General features: G+C 50.9%; 19 protein-coding genes. 12 read left to right on the top strand and 7 right to left on the bottom strand.

Translation table 11 applies throughout. From position 1 onward, the window contains the following. Window positions 1–516 precede the first annotated feature (516 nt). From H8K38_RS07285 to H8K38_RS07310, 6 genes are all read left to right on the top strand, one after another. On the top strand, window positions 517–1125 hold the full coding sequence (locus H8K38_RS07285) for a hypothetical protein (protein ID WP_186884128.1): 609 nt from the start codon (window positions 517–519) through the stop codon (window positions 1123–1125). Between the two features lie 169 nt (window positions 1126–1294). Next, window positions 1295–1510 carry a hypothetical protein gene (locus H8K38_RS07290; protein WP_186884129.1) on the top strand — a complete coding sequence of 72 codons (216 nt, stop codon included), beginning with the start codon at window positions 1295–1297 and terminating at the stop codon, window positions 1508–1510. A gap of 471 nt (window positions 1511–1981) precedes the next feature. Next, a complete protein-coding gene (locus H8K38_RS07295) occupies window positions 1982–2392 on the top strand; it encodes an ester cyclase (protein ID WP_186884130.1) in 411 nt (136 codons plus the stop codon). A gap of 101 nt (window positions 2393–2493) precedes the next feature. Then, a complete protein-coding gene (locus tag H8K38_RS07300; RefSeq protein WP_186884131.1) occupies window positions 2494–2901 on the top strand; it encodes a RidA family protein in 408 nt (135 codons plus the stop codon). 161 nt (window positions 2902–3062) lie between these two features. Then, a complete protein-coding gene (locus tag H8K38_RS07305; RefSeq protein ID WP_186884132.1) occupies window positions 3063–3455 on the top strand; it encodes a VOC family protein in 393 nt (130 codons plus the stop codon). Between the two features lie 256 nt (window positions 3456–3711). Beyond that, window positions 3712–4329, top strand: a complete 618-nt coding sequence (locus H8K38_RS07310; RefSeq protein WP_186884133.1) for a hypothetical protein — start codon at window positions 3712–3714, stop codon at window positions 4327–4329. 329 nt (window positions 4330–4658) lie between these two features. Here H8K38_RS07310 and sugE read toward each other — a convergent pair whose 3' ends face one another. Both sugE and H8K38_RS07320 read right to left on the bottom strand, forming a co-directional pair. Next, window positions 4659–4979, bottom strand: a complete 321-nt coding sequence (sugE, locus tag H8K38_RS07315) for a quaternary ammonium compound efflux SMR transporter SugE (protein WP_186884134.1) — start codon at window positions 4977–4979, stop codon at window positions 4659–4661. Between the two features lie 320 nt (window positions 4980–5299). Continuing rightward, complete coding sequence (locus H8K38_RS07320; RefSeq protein ID WP_255422861.1) at window positions 5300–6073, bottom strand: L-asparaginase; 774 nt, start codon at window positions 6071–6073, stop codon at window positions 5300–5302. Window positions 6074–6193: 120 nt separating this feature from the next. Between H8K38_RS07320 and H8K38_RS07325 the strand changes: the two genes are divergently transcribed. After that, the gene (locus tag H8K38_RS07325) at window positions 6194–6679 is read left to right on the top strand and encodes an asparaginase domain-containing protein (protein ID WP_186884211.1); all 486 of its coding nucleotides are present in this window, start codon (window positions 6194–6196) and stop codon (window positions 6677–6679) included. 10 nt (window positions 6680–6689) lie between these two features. Then, a complete protein-coding gene (locus H8K38_RS07330; RefSeq protein WP_186884135.1) occupies window positions 6690–7184 on the top strand; it encodes a hypothetical protein in 495 nt (164 codons plus the stop codon). Between the two features lie 132 nt (window positions 7185–7316). On the opposite strand, the gene hisC is transcribed toward H8K38_RS07330, so the two are convergent. Further along, complete coding sequence (hisC, locus tag H8K38_RS07335; protein ID WP_186884136.1) at window positions 7317–8378, bottom strand: histidinol-phosphate transaminase; 1062 nt, start codon at window positions 8376–8378, stop codon at window positions 7317–7319. Between the two features lie 152 nt (window positions 8379–8530). Beyond that, window positions 8531–9796 (bottom strand): alanine transaminase, encoded by a 1266-nt coding sequence (gene alaC, locus H8K38_RS07340; protein WP_186884137.1) that lies wholly within the window; start codon window positions 9794–9796, stop codon window positions 8531–8533. Window positions 9797–9977: 181 nt separating this feature from the next. On the opposite strand from alaC, the gene H8K38_RS07345 reads away from it, so the two are divergent. Continuing rightward, window positions 9978–10853 (top strand): Dyp-type peroxidase, encoded by an 876-nt coding sequence (locus H8K38_RS07345; RefSeq protein WP_186884138.1) that lies wholly within the window; start codon window positions 9978–9980, stop codon window positions 10851–10853. On the opposite strand, the gene H8K38_RS07350 is transcribed toward H8K38_RS07345, so the two are convergent. Then, window positions 10812–13730 carry an EAL domain-containing protein gene (locus tag H8K38_RS07350; RefSeq protein ID WP_186884139.1) on the bottom strand — a complete coding sequence of 973 codons (2919 nt, stop codon included), beginning with the start codon at window positions 13728–13730 and terminating at the stop codon, window positions 10812–10814. The two genes, H8K38_RS07345 and H8K38_RS07350, sit on opposite strands and share 42 nt — an antisense overlap. Before the next feature lie 409 nt (window positions 13731–14139). Between H8K38_RS07350 and H8K38_RS07355 the strand changes: the two genes are divergently transcribed. Further along, the gene (locus H8K38_RS07355) at window positions 14140–14454 is read left to right on the top strand and encodes a metal-sensitive transcriptional regulator (protein WP_186884140.1); all 315 of its coding nucleotides are present in this window, start codon (window positions 14140–14142) and stop codon (window positions 14452–14454) included. A gap of 57 nt (window positions 14455–14511) precedes the next feature. Here the strand turns inward: H8K38_RS07355 and H8K38_RS07360 are convergent, their stop codons facing one another. Further along, window positions 14512–16032, bottom strand: a complete 1521-nt coding sequence (locus H8K38_RS07360) for a B12-binding domain-containing radical SAM protein (protein WP_186884141.1) — start codon at window positions 16030–16032, stop codon at window positions 14512–14514. A 273-nt stretch (window positions 16033–16305) separates the two neighbouring features. Between H8K38_RS07360 and H8K38_RS07365 the strand changes: the two genes are divergently transcribed. Together H8K38_RS07365 and H8K38_RS07370 are read left to right on the top strand one after the other, a co-directional pair. After that, window positions 16306–16620: a hypothetical protein gene (locus tag H8K38_RS07365; protein ID WP_186884142.1), complete on the top strand. Its 315-nt coding sequence runs from the start codon at window positions 16306–16308 to the stop codon at window positions 16618–16620. A gap of 204 nt (window positions 16621–16824) precedes the next feature. Further along, complete coding sequence (locus tag H8K38_RS07370; RefSeq protein ID WP_317889223.1) at window positions 16825–17040, top strand: SlyX family protein; 216 nt, start codon at window positions 16825–16827, stop codon at window positions 17038–17040. Window positions 17041–17158: 118 nt separating this feature from the next. Here H8K38_RS07370 and H8K38_RS07375 read toward each other — a convergent pair whose 3' ends face one another. Continuing rightward, on the bottom strand, window positions 17159–18124 hold the full coding sequence (locus H8K38_RS07375; RefSeq protein ID WP_186884143.1) for an MBL fold metallo-hydrolase: 966 nt from the start codon (window positions 18122–18124) through the stop codon (window positions 17159–17161). Window positions 18125–18235 lie beyond the last annotated feature (111 nt).

An 18235-nucleotide genomic window follows, 5' to 3' on the forward strand; every position in this document is an offset into this window, starting at 1 on the left:
ACAAATTCAGTCAATATTAATGCGATTTTCAAGAGGATTGCAACATGTTGACAGTTTGATCACTAACGGTTAATGTTGCAAAATGAAAATTAAAACACGTTAGGAACTTTTTTCTTACCATATAAGTCGCATCTTTCATTAACAACACCAACAGAGGTTTCATTTTGCTAAACGAGTTCCTTCTATATGCGGCTCTTGCAGGTGCAGTGGTTTATGGATCAGTCTGTTTCGTGCTCAAAGACAAGACTATTTCTTGGGTTGTGTCAGTTGTAGCCGGGCTTGCTGTCATTTATTTTTTCTTTCCTGATCCAAAGTCGGCCAAGACCATTGGCGACATCGCGAACAACCTCACTCTTCTTATTCAAAAAGGTATTTATCTTATTGGTTGGGGTGTTGGCAGTTTCTTAGTCAGTCTCGTCTGTGGCCGGCGCCCCTAACCCCTCGGTCAAGTGGAACGCTCTGCCTGCAAGCCGGCTGCGCGCCTCTTACCTCAAACGTTAGAAATCAACCTGACACATGCGCAAATTTATCGAAGACTTTTTTGCTTTGGCTGCTCTAGTCGGAACTGAGGCCTGGTTTCTCAAAGGCTACTTTGCCGACCAACCCGATTTTGAACCAGCTTTGGCTTTTATTGCGGCGTTGGGTATCGTACTTGCGAAAGACCCTCTACGCGCCCGACTTGTCGCACCTGAAAAAAGCGCATCTCCGCATGACAAAGAGCTTTTTCGGGCGTTTACAGATTTGCTCCCGCCAAATCAGACCGCCAGATTTTTCAAAGAGCATGACTTCGGAGGTTCGTTCTCAAAGTCCGATGTGGCTCCGCTATATTCATTTGTGGAGACGTGGGACAGTGTGGACAAAGAGTTTCTTGACGAAGAATTGGAAGCAAAAAGGAAAGCCATCTATTCGCTGGCATCAGAACTAGCCAAGGAAATTGCCTGCCGTACAGTACCGCTCAGAAGTGGGGATCTGTTCTCTGTTTTCTCCGATCAACAAAGAGCCACGGGGCAACCCAGACCAGCATCTGTAATCGAAGACGCTAAGTTTCTCAACGAAAAATCGTCGTTGTTTGTCCCAAAGTACGAAGAGTTTGTTCGCCTTTGCAAGGGTAAGCTGGAAAAATGATTACTAACCTGGCGCTCAACCTCGCTCCCTTCGGTCGCTGGACGCTGCGCGATAAAGCCGCGCAGCGCCGGTTAGCTCTACGTTAGAGCATGTATCTGTGCGTCAATTCACCCGTTGCACATTAAATGAACAGTGGCCGGAGTTTCTATTATCAAAAAAAGGAAGTTTAATGTCTGATTCTGTTGTGCAATTTGCTGTTCACACGATTCCATTTTTGGTCATCGGGCCATTAATGCTTGCTTTGCTCGTCTGGACTTTCAAGAGTTGTTGGAATCGTGTTTTGCCCTCGGTCTTTGGACTGAAAGAAATTGACTTTCTGGACTCAGCCGCCTTCCTGATCCTGTTGGCGATTGTCTTTTCAATGCTGCATGGCGCTGTTCGTTAAACCTTGCCGTAACTCGGCAAGTTAACTTTGCACGGTGTCGCTCTGTCGCCTCTGCCGTTGAACTCAAACGTTCTTTTCCAAAGCCTCAAGTTTCCTTCAACAACCGTCGCATCAGCCTGACCCCGGCATTACCCATCTGCCCTTGGTGATCCATTTCACCGCCTCCCACACCCTCAAAACGCCAAAAATATACTCCCCGGGGTATGTATACAAGCCCAATGTCTATGCTGAGATTAAGGGCGTTTTCTTAAAAACTAAGTGGAGTATGCAGAATGCGGGCTGTTTGCCTGTGGTGTGATGATGATTTTTGTTCATACAATTGCACTGTATATAAATACAGTATAATTGTTTGCAGCAAGTTTCCATGTCGCTTACAAGGCAATGGGGGAAATTGTCTTTTTTGCACCCAGAGTTAAGCTACATTTTTGTCAAATTCAATCAAGGTTCGAGCTGACTAATGTCGATATTGCTATGAATACTCTTCCTGAAAACAAACAAATCGTCGCACGCTTCAATCGTGAAGTCATTGAGCAAGGCAATATGCAGACCTTCAATAAGCTGGTGGCTGCTGATTTCATCAACCATACTGCGCCACCTGGCACGCCCAATGGGCGCGAAGTTTGCGCTGCGTTTTTTACTAACATCCTGCGGCCAGCCCTGCCCGATCTGACGGTCGAGTTACACGATCAGATCGCCGAAGGCGACAAAGTCGTCACCCGCAAGACGATTTCCGGCACGCACCAGGGCATGTTTCTCGGCGTTCCGGCGACCGGGCGCCGCATCCGCATTAACGTGACCGACATCGTCCGCATCAGTAACGGCCAGTATGCCGAGCACTGGGGCAACGCTGATCTGCACGGCGCATTAGCGCAAATGAAGTAATGGCAGCACCATGCGCGCGCCCGGTTACCCACTGAGCGTGCGCCACACACCGGGGCAGCGATGCGCCCGACACCCTCTGAAATTTACCCTCTGGAGTAACCATGACGCAATCCATCGTCCGCCTGAACCCACCGACCTTGCCAAACGCCGGCGATATGGGCTATTCACAAATATCCATCGTTACGCCGGGACGCATGGCGTATATCTCCGGCCAGGTCGCGTGGCGGGCAGATGGTCAGCCGGTGCCAGCCGGGCTGACCGAGCAAATGCAGCTCGTCGCGCTGAATGCCAAAGCCGCACTGGACGCCGTCGGCGCCACGCCGCACGATGTGGTGCTGGCGCGTGTTTATCTGGTCAACCTGACGCCTGAACGCATGGAAGAACTGATGCCACCGTTTCTGGCCACCTTTGAAGGCGCGCAACCCTGTGTGACCGGCATCGGCGTGGCGGCACTGGCGGCACCGGATCTGCAGGTGGAAATGGAACTGGTTGTCCGGCTGCCTGATTAACAGCCGCAACCCGTTCTGAAACAAACCTGAGCTGCAAATTCAGAGTATCACCAGATAGCGGCGGTTTGCCGTCCGCTGGTTTTGCGGGTCAGGCCTCATGTCAAATGCGCCGCGGTAAAAACCTCACGATCACAAATGCCTTTTGAGCGAAGGAGCGAAAGATGAATCCAGTCGTCCACTTTGAAATGCCGTATCAAGACGCGACCCGCGTGGCGGAATTTTACAGCGCCGTCTTTGGCTGGCAGACACAGGCGCTGGGCCCCGCGATGAACAATTACGTCGTTGCCAACACCTGCGAAACCGCCGATGGACGACCTACTCAGCCAGGCACCATCAACGGCGGCTTTTTCGAGAAAACACCGGACAGCCCGGCGCAGCAGCCATCGGTGGTCATCGCGGTCGATAACCTGCAAGCCGCCATCGCCAAAGTGATCAGCGCAGGCGGCAGCATACTCGGTGAACCCATGAATATCCCGGGCGTCGGCACCTATGTCTCCTTCCTCGACACCGAAGGCAACCGCGTCGCCATGCTGCAGGCACTGCCGCCGGCCTGACACAGGCACAGCCACGGTCCTAGCGCGGCGCAGCAAGACGAGCCCGGCGATCTAATCTGCTGCGTCCGATGCCCTCGAAACCTGCAAAATATACTCCTAGGGGTATGTCTGCAAGTCCAATGTTCATGCAGGGATTTGGGGTGTTTTCTTAAAAACGGGGGGAGTATGCGGATTTCAAGGCATTTGAAGAAAATTGTCTTTTATAACATTCCAAGTTAAGCTGAATTTTTGTCAAACTAACTAAAAGTTAAGCATCATGATAGACCAGCAATATATAGAAAAATATGCGGAATGCATGGAAGAAATAAAGAAACGATCCGAAGTAATTCGGGCGTTTCTTGATGGTCGATGCAATGCCTTGTATAAACAAACGACAGCTGAGTCAATCTGCCTTCAGGTTAGAAAGATTTTAGAGCTTATTGCTCTCGCATCTCTCGTAGCTAACAAAGAAGAATATGCAAAAAACAGAGCCAACTTTGCCAAAGACTGGCATGCCAAAAGAATTCTTCAAAGTATTGAAGAAATTAACCCAAAGTTTTACCCATCTCCAAGCACTCAGATACTGGAGGAAGCAACAGGAAAGGTGATGGAAATCAAACCTATCAAATCTGGATTTCTTACAAGAAGAGATTTCGAGAACATCTATGATAGGTGTGGCGGTTTACTTCACGCTCAAAACCCATTTGCTGCTTCCAAAGACATAGATGATTTTTTAAAGGTGGTACCTGCTTGGTTTGAAAAAATAAAAAACCTCCTTAATCACCACCAAGCTCAACTAGTACAAGAAAATCTTCAGTTTTGGGTTGTCATGCAGTCAAAAACAGATGGCAAGGTTCAAGTTAGTCTTTTTCAACGAGTTGATGATCATTCTTAACAAGCCGCCGGTTAGCGGAGCGTTGACCCCAAATCCCCAACCTTCCCGCAAAAATAACTACATCAACTGATGCCAGCGTTACCTATCTGGCGTCAGTAATCCAATCCACCGCGTCCCCACATCCTCAAAACGCAGAAAACATACTCCCAGGGGGTATCTCTACAAGCCCAATGTTCGTGACGGGATTTTGGGTGTTTTCTTAAAAGTTGGGGGGAGTATGCAGAATTCGGACAATTCGTCTGTCATTTAGAGGATGAATCACTCGCAATCGCCCGATGCACCTGTGCGTAAATCCGCTGTTATGCACAGGCGCATTTCGGATGGTGAACTCAGGCAGGCGTGGCGAGTTTCAGGCCGATGATCCCGCAGACGATCAGGGCGAGGCTGAGCAGGCGGGCCGGGTTGGAGGGTTCGCCGAACAGAAGGATGCCAAAAATCGCGGTGCCGACGGCGCCGACGCCGACCCAGATTGCGTAGGCGGTGCCGACCGGCAGGGCTTTCATGGCGATACCGAGTAAGCCCACGCTCACTGCCATCGCAGCCAGTGTCAACGCGCTGGGCCAGAAGCGGGAAAAACCTTCGGTATATTTGAGGCCGATCGCCCAGACGATTTCAAACAAGCCTGCGGTGATGAGGATAAGCCAGTTCATGTTGTGTTCCTTGTGCGGCGGCAGGGTCGTCCCTGCAAAAAATCGGAACCGCAGAGGTCGTCCTCTGACGGGGATGCTGCTGAATATGGCGTTATTGGCAGTGGCGGTGGCTGCGGTTTTTGCCGCGCTTACATCTTGGCCTGCATTGTTGTGCTCATTGTTGTGTACTCGGTGGTGCCGATAGTGCCAGTCATTGTGCGGCCATCAGGCCGCTACAGACGCTGAAAATACTCCCCCCAGTATATTTTACAGCCCAATGTTTATGCTGAGATTTGGGGTGTTTTGTTAAAAACAGGGGGGAGTATATCTGCAGACACTGTTTAAAAATCGATGGGCAGGCTCCAGCCGGACGGAATCACATCGTGGCGCACGACGGCGCGTTGCTGGTGGCGGCGGGCGAGGCTGTCGGGGCTCCAGGTGCGTTCCCAACCGGGCGGATAGGGTAATTGCCGTTCCAGCGCGGGCTGGCGCTGGCGCACGCCAATGACGGGCAGATACAGCGGCAGCGGGTTGTCGGCAGTGTCGGCACCGAGGCTGTAGGCGTAATCGGGCAGCAGCGCATCGCAGACGTCGGCAAACCAGGCGCTGTGATCTTCGTCGCGGCCCAATGCCTGCGCCAACCCGGCGGGGTCGAACTGGGCCAGCGCCTGACACAGTTCGGCGCTGCTGGCACCAGGCGCGTCGCCCCAGCCCATCACCGGATTAAAAATATAGTCAGCGCCGGAACCATACCAGCCTTCGCGGCACGGGCGTTGCATCCAGTTGCGCGTGCCTGTGAATAACTGCCAGCGCCAATGCAGGCCAGAGGCTTTCGGCCAGATATACAGATATAGTTTTTGATAACCGGCGGCGTGCAAGTCGCGCACCATCGCCATCAGGCGCGCGTGCGGCATGCGTTCCGGCGGGTCGCGCCGAAATAGTATCGCGCTGCCGTCGGCATGCTGAATTTCGTCTGTGGATAAGTTCAGATCAAGAGTACGCTTTTCATCGCCAAAGCGGGCGGCGACCCAGCCGGTCAGCAGATTCACTGTCGTCAGCACGCCGTAGCCGCGATGACGGTGAAAGATAACAGTGCCGGGGGCGATCGTTTTCATGATGGTGCGAGGGACAGAAAAAACAGGTCAGCGATGATGAGGCGCAAGTGTAGCAGCTTTCAGCGCGCCGCCTGGCGCGTTACAATGACAGCCTCTGACACTTCATTTTTCCGGCACACCATGAGCTTGCGTATCCTCGCCACCGGCGGCACTTTTGACAAACATTATGATGAAATCGCGGGCAAGCTGAGTTTTGCCGACAGCCATTTGCCGGAAGTGATACGCCGCGCGCGGCTGACGGTGCCAGTCGAGCTGGACATCTGCATGTTGATGGATTCGCTGGATATGGATGACAGCCACCGTCAGACCATCTTAGCGGCGTGCCAGGCCGCATCGGAAAAAGCGATCGTGATTATTCACGGCACCGACACCATGCGTGAAACCGCCGAAGTATTGGGCGCGGCGAATCTGGGTAAAACCATTGTGTTTACCGGCGCGATGATACCGTATGAAATTGCGAATTCCGATGCCTTATTCAATCTGGGTTTTGCCTGTGCCGCCGCGCAATTGCTGCCGCCCGGCGTGCATGTGGCGATGAATGGCAAAGTGTTCCCGTGGAACGATGTGCAAAAAAACCGCACGGCAGGCGTGTTTGTGAATAAATGAGGATGACATCATGAGATGGCTGCTGGCAGCGGTATTGCTGAGTTTGTCGACGCTGGCGTCGGCCGCAGATGTGCGGTTTGATGCGTTTTATTTCTTTCAGTCAGAAAGCGTGCTGCAACAAAAAGGCATCAATGTGGACAGCCTTGGCCGTTATACACGGGCGCTGCAATCGCAGATTTACAAAGCGTTCAAAAAATCGAAAGTTGCACCCAGCACGGGTTATGTTGTGATCGCGATTCGCTCTGATGGCGCGACGTATTCGTGGCTGGATATGACGCCAACGGTGCACGAATATTTTGATAATCAGATTTACGATATCGTGCAGAAACTGCCGCCACCAGATGTAAAAACCGGCATCTTTGTGTTTGCGATGAAGATGGCGATCGATACGCCGGTGTTCACCAGAAAACCTGTACCCGAGCCAGCTGATTGGCCTGCTGCGAAAAAGAAAATCAGCAACCCGGATAATATTGAAGAACTGGTGATGTCGCTTTGGCCTGATTAAAAAAGCAGCATTGGCGGGCATCCTGTTCGCCATCGCTAAAAAAAACGGCGTGATTTCTGAATAAGGAAATCACGCCGCTTTTGTTTGCATTGTCTTTTGCTGGCTCGTTGCGGTAGATGCAGTAGCGAATGATTACGCCAGCAATTCTTCCAGCGCTTCGATCAGCAATTGCGATTCCGCATAGGTGCCGATGGAAATTCGCAGGAATTGTTCTATCCGTGGCAGACGGAAATGGCGCACGATGATATGCCGCGCGCGCAGGTCTTGCGCCAGTGTTGCCGCATCATATTCAGGGTGACGCGCAAACACAAAATTGGCTGCTGATGGCAACACCACAAATCCTAATTCTTGCAAACGTGCCGTGAGCTTTTGTCGCGTGTTGATGACGGCATCACAGGTCAGTTTGAAATAATCCTGATCTTCAAACGCCGCAATCGCACCGGCAACCGCAAGCCTATCTAACGGGTAAGAATTGAAACTGTTTTTGACGCGGTTCAGCGCTTCGATCAGATCAGGATGCCCAACCGCCAGCCCTACCCGCAAGCCCGCCAGCGAGCGCGATTTTGATAAGGTCTGCACTACCAGCAGATTCGGAAACTGCGCTACCAGGCTGATCGCCGAGGTGCCGCCGAAATCAATATAGGCTTCGTCCACCACCACAACTGAGCGCGGATTATTCTTCAGCAACTCAGTGATTTTTGCCAGACCGAGCGCGCAGCCGGTTGGTGCATTCGGGTTCGGGAAAATAATCGCGCTGCCATCTGCCCGTGCATAATCTTCGACATCAATCTGAAATTGCGCATTCAGCGGAATGGTTTTGTACGCGATGTCGTACAGGCCGCAATAGACCGGATAAAAACTGTAAGTGATATCAGGAAACAGCAAGGCGCTATCGTGCTTCAGCAGCGCCTGAAACGTGTGCGCCAGCACTTCATCTGAGCTGTTACCGACAAACACATGTTGCGGTGTGACCCCGTAATAATCAGCAATCACTTCGCGCAGACGGTCTGAGCCCGGATCAGGATACAGACGCAGATCGCCGGATGTGGCTTGCGTAATCGCGGCCAGCACTTTCGGTGAGGGCGGATACGGGTTTTCGTTGGTATTGAGTTTGATCAGATTTTGCAGCTTGGGTTGTTCACCCGGCACATACGGTGTCAGGGTGTGTACAAGCTTGCTCCAGTATAGACTCATGATGATTTTTCATGTGGGACCGCGCACAACAGATGCCTGGCGCTGATCTGGTGAAGATAAAAATATCGTTGGTGTTGGTGATGTTGCCGGTATTGCTGATTGCCGGAAAAAAGTAAGAGCAATCTGCCCTTACTTTTTTTATCAGACATAGTTTAGCCGATCAGACCATCTTCTTTGAACATGTGCTTCAGACCACGCAAAGCCTGACGGATGCGCGATTCGTTTTCGATCAGCGCAAAGCGCACATAGTCGTCACCGTATTCACCGAAACCGATCCCCGGCGAGACGCAGAGTTTGGCTTTATCCAGCACTTGTCGCGCGAATTCGAGTGAGCCGAGATGACGATAATGTTCGGGAATATGCGCCCAGATATACATCGATGCTTTCGGCTTATCGACCATCCAGCCGATGTCGTGCAAACCTTTGACGAGCACATCGCGGCGACTCTGATACTGATCGCGAATCTCGTGCACACAGGTCTGATCGCCTTCCAGCGCGGCAATCGCGGCGACCTGCACCGGCGTAAAACTGCCGTAGTCGTGATAGCTCTTGATGCGTGCCAGTGCTGCGACTAATTCCTTGTTGCCGACCATGAAACCGATGCGCCAGCCTGCCATGTTATAGCTTTTCGACAGCGTGAAAAATTCCACCGCCACGTCACGCGCGCCCGGCACCTGCATAATCGATGGCGCTTTCCAGCCGTCATACACGATATCGGCATACGCCAGATCATGCACCACCAGAATATTGTGTTCTTTGGCGAGCTTCACCACGCGTTCGAAAAATTCGAGCTCGACACATTGCGCGGTTGGATTCGATGGGAAACCGAAAATCATCATCTTCGGTTTCGGATAGGTTTCGCGTATCGCGCGTTCCAGTTCGCTGAAAAAATCTACATCCGGGCTCATGCGTATCGAGCGGATATCCGCGCCGGCAATCACCGCCCCGTAGATGTGAATCGGATAACTCGGGTTCGGTACCAGCACGGTGTCGCCTTTGTCCAGCGTCGCCAGCATCAGATGCGCCAAGCCTTCTTTCGAACCTATGGTGACGATGGCTTCGGAATCGGGATTCAGATCGACGGCGTAGCGGTCTTTATACCAGCGCGCAATTGCACGGCGCAGGCGCGGTATGCCTTTGGAGGCCGAATAACCATGCGTATCAGGGCGTTGCGCGACTTCGACGAGTTTATCGACGATGTGTTTTGGCGTCGCACCATCGGGATTTCCCATCGACATATCGATGATGTCTTCGCCACGGCGACGGGCGGCCATCTTGAGTTCGGCCGTGATGTTGAACACGTAAGGCGGCAGACGATTGATGCGGGAGAACGAAAATTTTGGCGAGGAAGCAGGCGTGGATGCAGGTGTATTTTCACCCGTTGAACCCCGGCCCGGCGGAGTAAGTGGATTTGTCATGATCAGTTTGTGTGTGGTTAACGTAGCGCCCGGAACCGTCCGAGCGACGTGGAAGCGCGAACTTCCTTTTTCATTGTACTCACCAAATGACGATGTTCACAAGACTTTTGTACTGCTAAAAAAAGATGCTTACGCTATGCTGTCGTCATTCATCAGCGTTCACAGAAATACGGAGAAAATTATGTCGCAGCATCAGGCAGCAATCGTGCAGGATTTACCTTTGCACGCGGTGTATCTGAGTTTTGCTTTACAGGAAAGTGCGAGTCAGAGCGCGGTACGCAAGGCTTTGCAGCAATTACAAACACTCGCTGACGGTGAACATCTGGTGATCGGCATCGGCGCTTCGCTGGCTGGATTTTTACAGGCCAGCATACCTGGTTTGCGTGAATTCGCTGGCATCGCAGGCAGCAAAGTACGCTTGCCTGCGACACCGGCGGCGTTGTGGTGCTGGTTGCGTGAAGATGAACGCGGCGAGTTGTTGCATCAGCAAATCCGCTTGCAACAGGCATTGGCAGGCGCGTTTGTTTTGCAGCAAAAAACGGATGCGTTCAAATATGCCGGAGGCCGCGATCTCAGCGGTTATGAAGACGGCACAGAAAATCCGCAAGGCGATGAAGCGCTGGCGGTAGCGATTGCTGCCGATGGCAGCAGCTACGTCGCGATACAGCAATGGGAACACCGTTTTGAACGTTTGCAGGCAATGCCGCAAGCGGAACAGGACGAGATGATAGGGCGGCGTAAAGACGACAATGAAGAATTGGAAGAGGCGCCGGAATCGGCGCATGTGAAACGCACCGCGCAGGAAAATTTTGAGCCAGAAGCCTTCGTGATGCGCCGTTCTATGCCGTGGGCAGATGGCGCGCGCGGCGGTTTGTATTTCGTCGCATTTGCAACTTCTTATGCGGCGTTTGAAGCGCAGTTGCGTCGCATGTCGGGTGCTGAAGATGGTATGACCGATGCGTTGTTTCAATTCACGCAGCCGCAAACCGGCAGTTATTTCTGGTGCCCGCCGCTGTTATCCGGTAAAACCGATTTGCGCTTGCTCGGTGTGGGCTGAATGTTCCTGTTCTAACAAGCACATAAATTCTTCCATCGGCAAAGGTTTGGAAAACAGATAGCCCTGAAATGCCGTGCAGCTGTGTTTTATCAGAAATGCACGCTGGGCGCTGGTTTCCACACCTTCCGCAATAACGTTCAGACCGAGATTGATGCCCAGTGCGATGATGGCGCGAACGATGGTCGCATCATTTTCATCGTGGCTCAGATCTCGTACAAATGACTGATCGATTTTCAGCTGATTCAGCGGCAGTCGCTGCAGATAGGCTAATGAAGAATACCCGGTACCGAAATCATCCATAGAAAAAGCGATACCGAGTTTTTTCAACTCGCGCATTTTTTCTGTGGTGGCATCGATGTTGTCGAGAATGGCACTTTCGGTCAGCTCAATTTTAAGCAGCGCTGGATTAATCTGATGCCGTGCGACGATCTCACTCAGTGTTTCGACAAACGACGTGAGTTGAAATTGTTTGGCACTGACATTCACTGCCAGACTCAGATTTGCGGTGGCGGCTGATTTTTCCCATTGTTTCAATTGGGCACAAGCGGTTTCTAACACCCACTGACCGATAGGAATGATCAACCCGGTTTCTTCTGCCAGAGGAATAAATTCAGCCGGCGAGATGAAGCCGCGATCCGGATGCCACCAGCGTATCAGTGCTTCAGCGCCCAGAAATTTACCGTCAGCATTCACTTGCACCTGATAGTAAAGCTGGAACTGGTTCTGTGATAATGCCAGTCGCAGATTCGATTCCAGCAGCATGCGCACCAGTAATATCGCCTGCATTGCCGGATCGAAAAAGCGAACGGTATTTCGCCCGGCTGTCTTGGCTTCATACATGGCGGTATCGGCCCGCTTGAACAAGTCTTTGACCGTGATTTCGTCACCCTGAAATAAGCACACGCCTATGCTGCTGGAACCATGATGTTCAAAATCGGCAATCTGGTATGGTTCACTCAGAATCTGGCGGACTTTTTCTGAAATTTTATCTGCCTGAATAATCGCTTCTTTTCTGTCTGTACTGAGTTCTTCAAGTATGACAACAAACTCATCGCCACCTAATCGGCCAACGGTGTCGCTTTCGCGTATGCAACTGCTTAAACGCTTTGCTGTTTCTATCAATAACAAATCGCCCGCATCGTGCCCACGGGTGTCGTTCAGATTTTTGAAGTTATCCAGATCGATGAAAAAGATGGCGCTGTGACTGCTGTTGCGCTGACGAACAGAAATCAGATGTTCCAGGCGATCCATCAGCAAGCGGCGATTCGGCAACTGCGTCAGCGAATCGTAAAATGCGAGTTTGCGGATATCTGCTTCATAACTTTTGGAAAGACTGATGTCGGTGAATGAGGCAACATAGTTGCTGATTTCCTGGCCTTCCATGATGGCTGTCAGTGTCAGCATTTGCGGGAACGCTTCGCCATTGCGGCGGAGGCTCCACAGTTCTCCGTTCCAGAAATGTTTCTCTTTCAATGAGTCAAAAATTCTCTGAAAAAAAGCGCTGTCCTGCTCATCGCTTCTGTAAACCGAGGGGCGTTTTCCCAGCATATCTTCTGCGGTGAATCCTGTGATCCGGGTGAATGCCTGATTAACTTTCAGAATTTTCCAATTGGCATCGGTGATGAAAATACCTTCTTGTGATTCGAAGGTGCAGGCAGCGATATGCAAATCTCTTTCCGCTTGTTTGCGGTCTGTAATATCGCTGAGAAAACAATGCCAGAGCATAGCGCCATCGGCTTCGCGCTCAGGCAGTCCATCGACAAACAACCAGCGCACACTGCCATCAAGGCGATAAAAGCGAAATTCCGTTTGCCATGGCGACAGTTCTCGGGTTGCCTGTGCGAGTTGTTGTCTGGCTGTCTCTACATCACGAGGATCGATTCTGTCTATGAGCTGTTGCGCGTTATCTTTGACGTCTTGATGACTGACTTCTAACATATGCAAGATGCCGATACTGGCGTAAGGGATGCTCGTGGTTTTGTCAGAACGTACCCGGTATTGTATTGCCAGACCGGGCAGGCGGGACGTCACTTTATTGAGCCGCTGATAGGTTTCGTTTATTTTTTTACTGGCGATTGCGTTTTCTGATCGCATGGCGTTGATCATCAGAGCAATCAAGGCAATCGTGCTCACATACGCCCAGACCACAACCAGACCGGATGCCTCGAAACTGGAAAACCTGCCGAGATTATTCGATGCGGCCCAGGTCGAGAATATGGCCAAGGCCAGGGTGATGCTGCTGACCGTCAACAGGCTGAATCGCATCGCGGCCCAGATCATCATGGCGACAATCACGAAACTGAGACGCAGATAGTTATACGGCGACAAAAAAACGAACCAGTTCGCAGCTACGAGCAGAATCAGAAACATCAAAATTTCTTTTTTATGCTCAAGTGCACGTAAAGAGTGTCGCGATATTGCAAGTAATACCGGGCTGGCCAGTAAAGCACCCACGGTGTCGCCGGCAACCCAGATGTACCAGGTGCTAACGGTGAAGGGTTTTCCGGACAGAATACTTAAAGCCAGTGTGCCAAATGTCGCAGAAATCATCGCGCCGGCCAGCGAAGACAGCGTAAACCACAGTACATCGCGGCGCGCCGCAAAGTGCAGGTCGAAATTTTTTTTATGAAGCATCCAGCAGGTCGCCGCAGGCCCGGTCGTGGAACCGATGGCAAGTAAGATTGCTTGATAAATGGATAATTTCCACCATAACTCCGTGAGCAGAATCGCGATGAAAATTGCTGGAATCATCACTTTTCCGTAGCGAAAAATAACGGCAATCGCGACACCTGCAGGCAACCAGAGCAGGCTGAGATTTGAATCGCGATAAGTAATGGAGATTGCCAGGCTGCAAGCGAGAAAATAGATCAGTATCACTGACAGTATCCGGGGAAGCGACTGCTTTGATCTGAAGCGGGCAAACAAGCTGGGGTTCTGCGTCTTTAACATGAAAATTGAATGATGACTAAGCCTGGCTATTATGCGTTATAACGGCAATGAATTGAGTTGGGACATTGCCGGAATTTTTTGTGCAGACATAAAGAACTGATGTCTCTCTTTTGATGTATCTCTTTCTTAGCGGAATGAATCATTCTAATAAAATGATGCTGCGGGTTCTGTCTGAGTCTGATCGGATCTTCTGTGCAGAATGCTGTCCGGCATTTTTGCGTGTGTCGCATGAGGCGACACAGTTTCCTTGTCTGGCTTGAATGCTGTTAGCATACTCGGTAGAGTATAGGGGATCATGCCCGTATAACTCATATAAACACTACTCAGGAGAACGAAGATGGCAGATACTCCCCCATTAAAGATAGTTCCAGGGAATGCGTTAAGCGATGCACAGAAAAAAGATCTGATGCACAGACTGGCGCGTATCGAAGGTCAGTTGCGCGGTGTGCAGAAACTGATTGCCAAGGCGGATACAGCCGACGATTGTGAAGGTATCGCCCAACAGATGTCGGCGGCACGCAAGGCGCTGGATCGTTCTTTCGTGACTTTGCTGACGGATTCTGTTGTTACTCAGGCTGAAAAAGCGAAGACGACGACGGAAGCTATTGAGGGCAGCAAGCGCCTCGCTGCGCTGTTAGAAAAATTCGCCTGATGTTGCCAATGCCACAGACGCTGCTTGCCTGAAGCATCAGCGTTTGTGAGCCTGTATTCAGGCAGCGATATGTCTGCTCTGGCGTTGCGGAGTGGCTTTGGCCGTCGTTTTTTCTGCTACGGGTTTACTGCTGCTTTGTTTGTGCTTGGCGTCGCCAGCATAATCGCTGGATACCAGCGCCAGCGCTGCTTCTCTTTCCATGCCACGTTCTTCCTGTAACCATTTGCTGACCAGGCCGGCCAGACGGTCAAGGGCAATTCTGTGGGTGGCATCTGTACTCGTGTAAATCCAGTCAGAGAACGCCAGGAAGTTTTCAAATGGCGCGTCGGCCAGAATGACAGGCAGGGTGTTTGCAAAGCGTCCCGAGTTAGCCACCATGTCCCAGTAGCGGGCAAAGCGCACCAGTTTTTGCATGTCGGCGAAGGGTACATCTTTATTCGCCAGTATCGTGTATGGTGGTTGCGGATCAAATACTAAGCCGAATGCTTCGGTATGGCGTATCACGGGTGTTCCGCGTAAGCGTTTCAAAATGCCGAATTGAATTTCATGCGGCCCGAGCGCAACCAGCTTGTTAAAACCCGCCGCAAAACTTTGCATCGTTTCACCGGGCAGGCCAGCAATCAGATCGACATGCAAATGGGCGTGCGAGTGTTCGCATAACCAGCGTATGTTCTCTGCCGCTTTGTCATTATTTTGCTTGCGACTGATCAGGCTTTGCACTTCAGGGTTAAAACTCTGAATGCCGATTTCAAATTGCAGCGTGCCTTCGGGGAATTTTTGTATTCCTTCTTTCAGGGCGTCGGGTAAATGATCTGGAACCACTTCAAAATGCGCAAACACCGGATCATCCGGCGCGGCTGCCAGCTTATCCAGAAAAAACTGCATGATTTTCAGGCTGGTTTTGATATTCAGATTAAATGTGCGGTCAACAAATTTGAATAAGCGCGCGCCGCGTTGATACAGACTTTCCATCTCAGTCAGAAAAACATCGATATCAAACGGCCACGCGGTTTTATCGAGCGAGGATAAACAGAATTCGCATTTGAACGGGCAACCGCGTGAAGCCTCGACGTATAAAGTGCGGTGGCGGATATCCTGACCGCTGTAGAGCTGATACGGCAGGCGGATGTCATTCATCGGTGGCTGCAGCCCGGCATGAATTTTCATTAAAGGTTGTGGGCCGCGCAAAATTTGCTGACACAAATTGGCAAAGCTGATATCGCCCCAGCCGGTAATCACATAATCAGCAAGACGGATAATTTCCTGATCGCCAGTTTCGTGCGACACCTCTGGCCCGCCAAGAATGACGATGACCTCGGGCGCCACCCGTTTCAGAATCGCAACGATCTGGGTAATCTCGACCACATTCCAGATATAGACGCCAAAACCGACGATGAATTTTTTTTCGGGTTGGCGATAGGCAAGAATTTTTTCCACCACGTCAGTGCTGCGCGCACCGATGACGAATTCATGAATCTTTGTCTGTTCCTGTAACTCTTCCATATTCGCGAGCAGATAGCGCAGCCCCAGTGAAGCATGGGCATAGCGGGCATTAAGGGTCGTCAGCAGGATAGTCATGGAGCGGAAAGCGGGCGGAAAGCCGCTATTGTACGCTGGGTGCGGGCTATCCCGATGAATGTCGCCTTGGCGTACACGTGCTTTCGTGGTTGATGCGGATTCATACCCGCAATCGCAGTGAAACGGAGGTGTTGGAAAGCATAGGATGCATTCTTTATTCCGGATATTTGTAATTTCAATCCTGCGTTTCTGCAGTTCGTCGCATACCGCTCGCTGCTGGACAAATGATCTTCTACAGTACACACATCAAACAACCACTGAAGGAGAAATAAAATGAAATCATCACTGAAAAACACCACAATTTTTGCAGTTGCTATGTGTGCTGCAGTCTTTATCAGCGGCAGCGCTTTCAACACTGTTAAGCATGGTACACAGAATAAAATCCAGACCGTCACTATCACTGCGAAGGCAATGACGGAAGCACAAAAACTGGCTTACGATGCTGAACAAAACGGGATACAAACTGTCGTGATTTCTGCGAAACGTCTGACGACAGAGCAAAAACTCGCTATGGATCAGCAAGATAAGCAAAATCAATTCAAGCAACAATCTGTCGCAGAGAAAAACAACCATCGCACTGCGATCTGAGGATGAACACAGATGATGTATGCATTCTTAAAAAATGGCGGGCAATCAGGGGTTGCGACTAACTAGCACGGGTGCGTTTTTAAAACAAAGTGATGCGCCTGATTTTTGTAGTGGATTGCTTTGCTTTGAAAACATGCCGAAACGTGAATTTTTTGTCGCCCCAGTATGTGGCATACTGTGACCCCTTTCCTATCAAGTGGTTGCATGATGAATACCGAAGAACGTCTGATTGATCTGGAAATCCGTTTGTCACGGCAGGATGATCTGGTGGATACCTTGAATACGCAGGTGTATCGTCAACAGAAAAAAATTGATGAGCTGGAAGCCTTGTGTGCTGCGATGGCAGGCCGTATCCGTGAACTGGCTGTGATGGCGAGTCAGAAAAATACGGTACTCGATGAAAGACCGCCGCATTATTAAATTTTCACTCAGCATTGCCGGTTGCTGAAAATACGGCAGATAAAAAAAAGGACGAAAGCCGCAAGGCGATTCGTCCTTTTTTGTTGTTGCCTGCGCTATGACGCAGGCACGAAGCTGATTATGGCTGTGGTGCGTAATTTAATGGTGCCCAGGCATAGCCTTTACCTTCTTTGCGCACATAGCCCAGACCCGGGAAAGCCAGATGTGCCGCGCCTACCAGATAAGACTGTTGTGCCGCATCGGCATAGCTTTTCTTGCGTTCAACAGCCGCAGCTTTCGAGTCAGAATCAAATTGTATCGTGATAGATGGATTCTCAAACTGTACCGCTGCCACATGCATCAGATCCCCCCACAGTACCAGTGTCTGCCCTTTGCTTTCGATTTTATAAGTGCTGTGACCGGCGGTATGACCGTGAGCTGGTATTGCCTTAATACCAGGAACCAGTTCTGTGGCGCCGTCGAAGGATTTGAATTGTCCTGCTTTGACATAAGGGTTCAGTGATGCCATTGCGCCTTGAAAGTAGCCTTTACTTTCTTGTGGCGCTTTGTCCAGATTAGCCTGACTCAGCCAGAAGTCAACATCATGCTGATCAGCGCGTACCATTGCGTTCGGAAAGGCCATTTTGTCGCCGTTCATCAGACCTCCGACATGGTCAGGATGCATGTGCGTGATGTAAATTTCATCGACTTGTTCTGGCTGATAACCCGCAGCTTTCAGGTTGGCCTGCATTTTTCCCAGAGTCGGACCAAATAATGCGCCAGCGCCGGTATCGATCAGTATCAATTTGCTGCCGGTGTTGATCAGATAAGTATTGACGGAGGTATCCAACGGGCTGTGCTGGTGCAATTTACCGAGTGCTTTATTGACTTTCGCGGGTGTGGTATTTGTCAGTAACTTATCCACAGGAAGCTGTACCGTGCCGTCTGAAATTGCCGTGACTTCAAAGTCACCCAACATCGTCCGGTAATAACCCGGTGCAGCAGTTTTTACCATAGGTGCGGCTGCATAGGCCGTGCTGACGGAGAGTGTCAAGGCGCCGGCAGTAGCAAGGATTCCTGCAGATAACAGATGTGAAACTTTCATTTGTTCTTCCTTCAAAGTCATTGGTCGGGCAAACATGGGAAGCTGATTATGCCGAATAAATGCAAAGCCTGCAGATGACCAGTCTATTTCTAGTGGGCTGCTATGATTAAC

The organism is Undibacterium sp. FT79W (assembly GCF_014284215.1).
GTDB classification, from domain to species: domain Bacteria; phylum Pseudomonadota; class Gammaproteobacteria; order Burkholderiales; family Burkholderiaceae_D; genus Undibacterium; species Undibacterium aquatile.

Excerpts from the sequence above, each read along its gene's own strand:
- H8K38_RS07285 (WP_186884128.1), top strand. The coding sequence starts at position 517 with ATGCGCAAATTTATCGAAGACTTTTTTGCTTTGGCTGCTCTAGTCGGA.
- H8K38_RS07290 (WP_186884129.1), top strand. The coding sequence starts at position 1,295 with ATGTCTGATTCTGTTGTGCAATTTGCTGTTCACACGATTCCATTTTTG.
- H8K38_RS07295 (WP_186884130.1), top strand. The coding sequence starts at position 1,982 with ATGAATACTCTTCCTGAAAACAAACAAATCGTCGCACGCTTCAATCGT.
- H8K38_RS07300 (WP_186884131.1), top strand. The coding sequence starts at position 2,494 with ATGACGCAATCCATCGTCCGCCTGAACCCACCGACCTTGCCAAACGCC.
- H8K38_RS07305 (WP_186884132.1), top strand. The coding sequence starts at position 3,063 with ATGAATCCAGTCGTCCACTTTGAAATGCCGTATCAAGACGCGACCCGC.
- H8K38_RS07310 (WP_186884133.1), top strand. The coding sequence starts at position 3,712 with ATGATAGACCAGCAATATATAGAAAAATATGCGGAATGCATGGAAGAA.
- sugE (WP_186884134.1), bottom strand. The coding sequence starts at position 4,979 with ATGAACTGGCTTATCCTCATCACCGCAGGCTTGTTTGAAATCGTCTGG.
- H8K38_RS07320 (WP_255422861.1), bottom strand. The coding sequence starts at position 6,073 with ATGAAAACGATCGCCCCCGGCACTGTTATCTTTCACCGTCATCGCGGC.
- H8K38_RS07325 (WP_186884211.1), top strand. The coding sequence starts at position 6,194 with ATGAGCTTGCGTATCCTCGCCACCGGCGGCACTTTTGACAAACATTAT.
- H8K38_RS07330 (WP_186884135.1), top strand. The coding sequence starts at position 6,690 with ATGAGATGGCTGCTGGCAGCGGTATTGCTGAGTTTGTCGACGCTGGCG.
- hisC (WP_186884136.1), bottom strand. The coding sequence starts at position 8,378 with ATGAGTCTATACTGGAGCAAGCTTGTACACACCCTGACACCGTATGTG.
- alaC (WP_186884137.1), bottom strand. The coding sequence starts at position 9,796 with ATGACAAATCCACTTACTCCGCCGGGCCGGGGTTCAACGGGTGAAAAT.
- H8K38_RS07345 (WP_186884138.1), top strand. The coding sequence starts at position 9,978 with ATGTCGCAGCATCAGGCAGCAATCGTGCAGGATTTACCTTTGCACGCG.
- H8K38_RS07355 (WP_186884140.1), top strand. The coding sequence starts at position 14,140 with ATGGCAGATACTCCCCCATTAAAGATAGTTCCAGGGAATGCGTTAAGC.
- H8K38_RS07360 (WP_186884141.1), bottom strand. The coding sequence starts at position 16,032 with ATGACTATCCTGCTGACGACCCTTAATGCCCGCTATGCCCATGCTTCA.
- H8K38_RS07365 (WP_186884142.1), top strand. The coding sequence starts at position 16,306 with ATGAAATCATCACTGAAAAACACCACAATTTTTGCAGTTGCTATGTGT.
- H8K38_RS07370 (WP_317889223.1), top strand. The coding sequence starts at position 16,825 with ATGATGAATACCGAAGAACGTCTGATTGATCTGGAAATCCGTTTGTCA.
- H8K38_RS07375 (WP_186884143.1), bottom strand. The coding sequence starts at position 18,124 with ATGAAAGTTTCACATCTGTTATCTGCAGGAATCCTTGCTACTGCCGGC.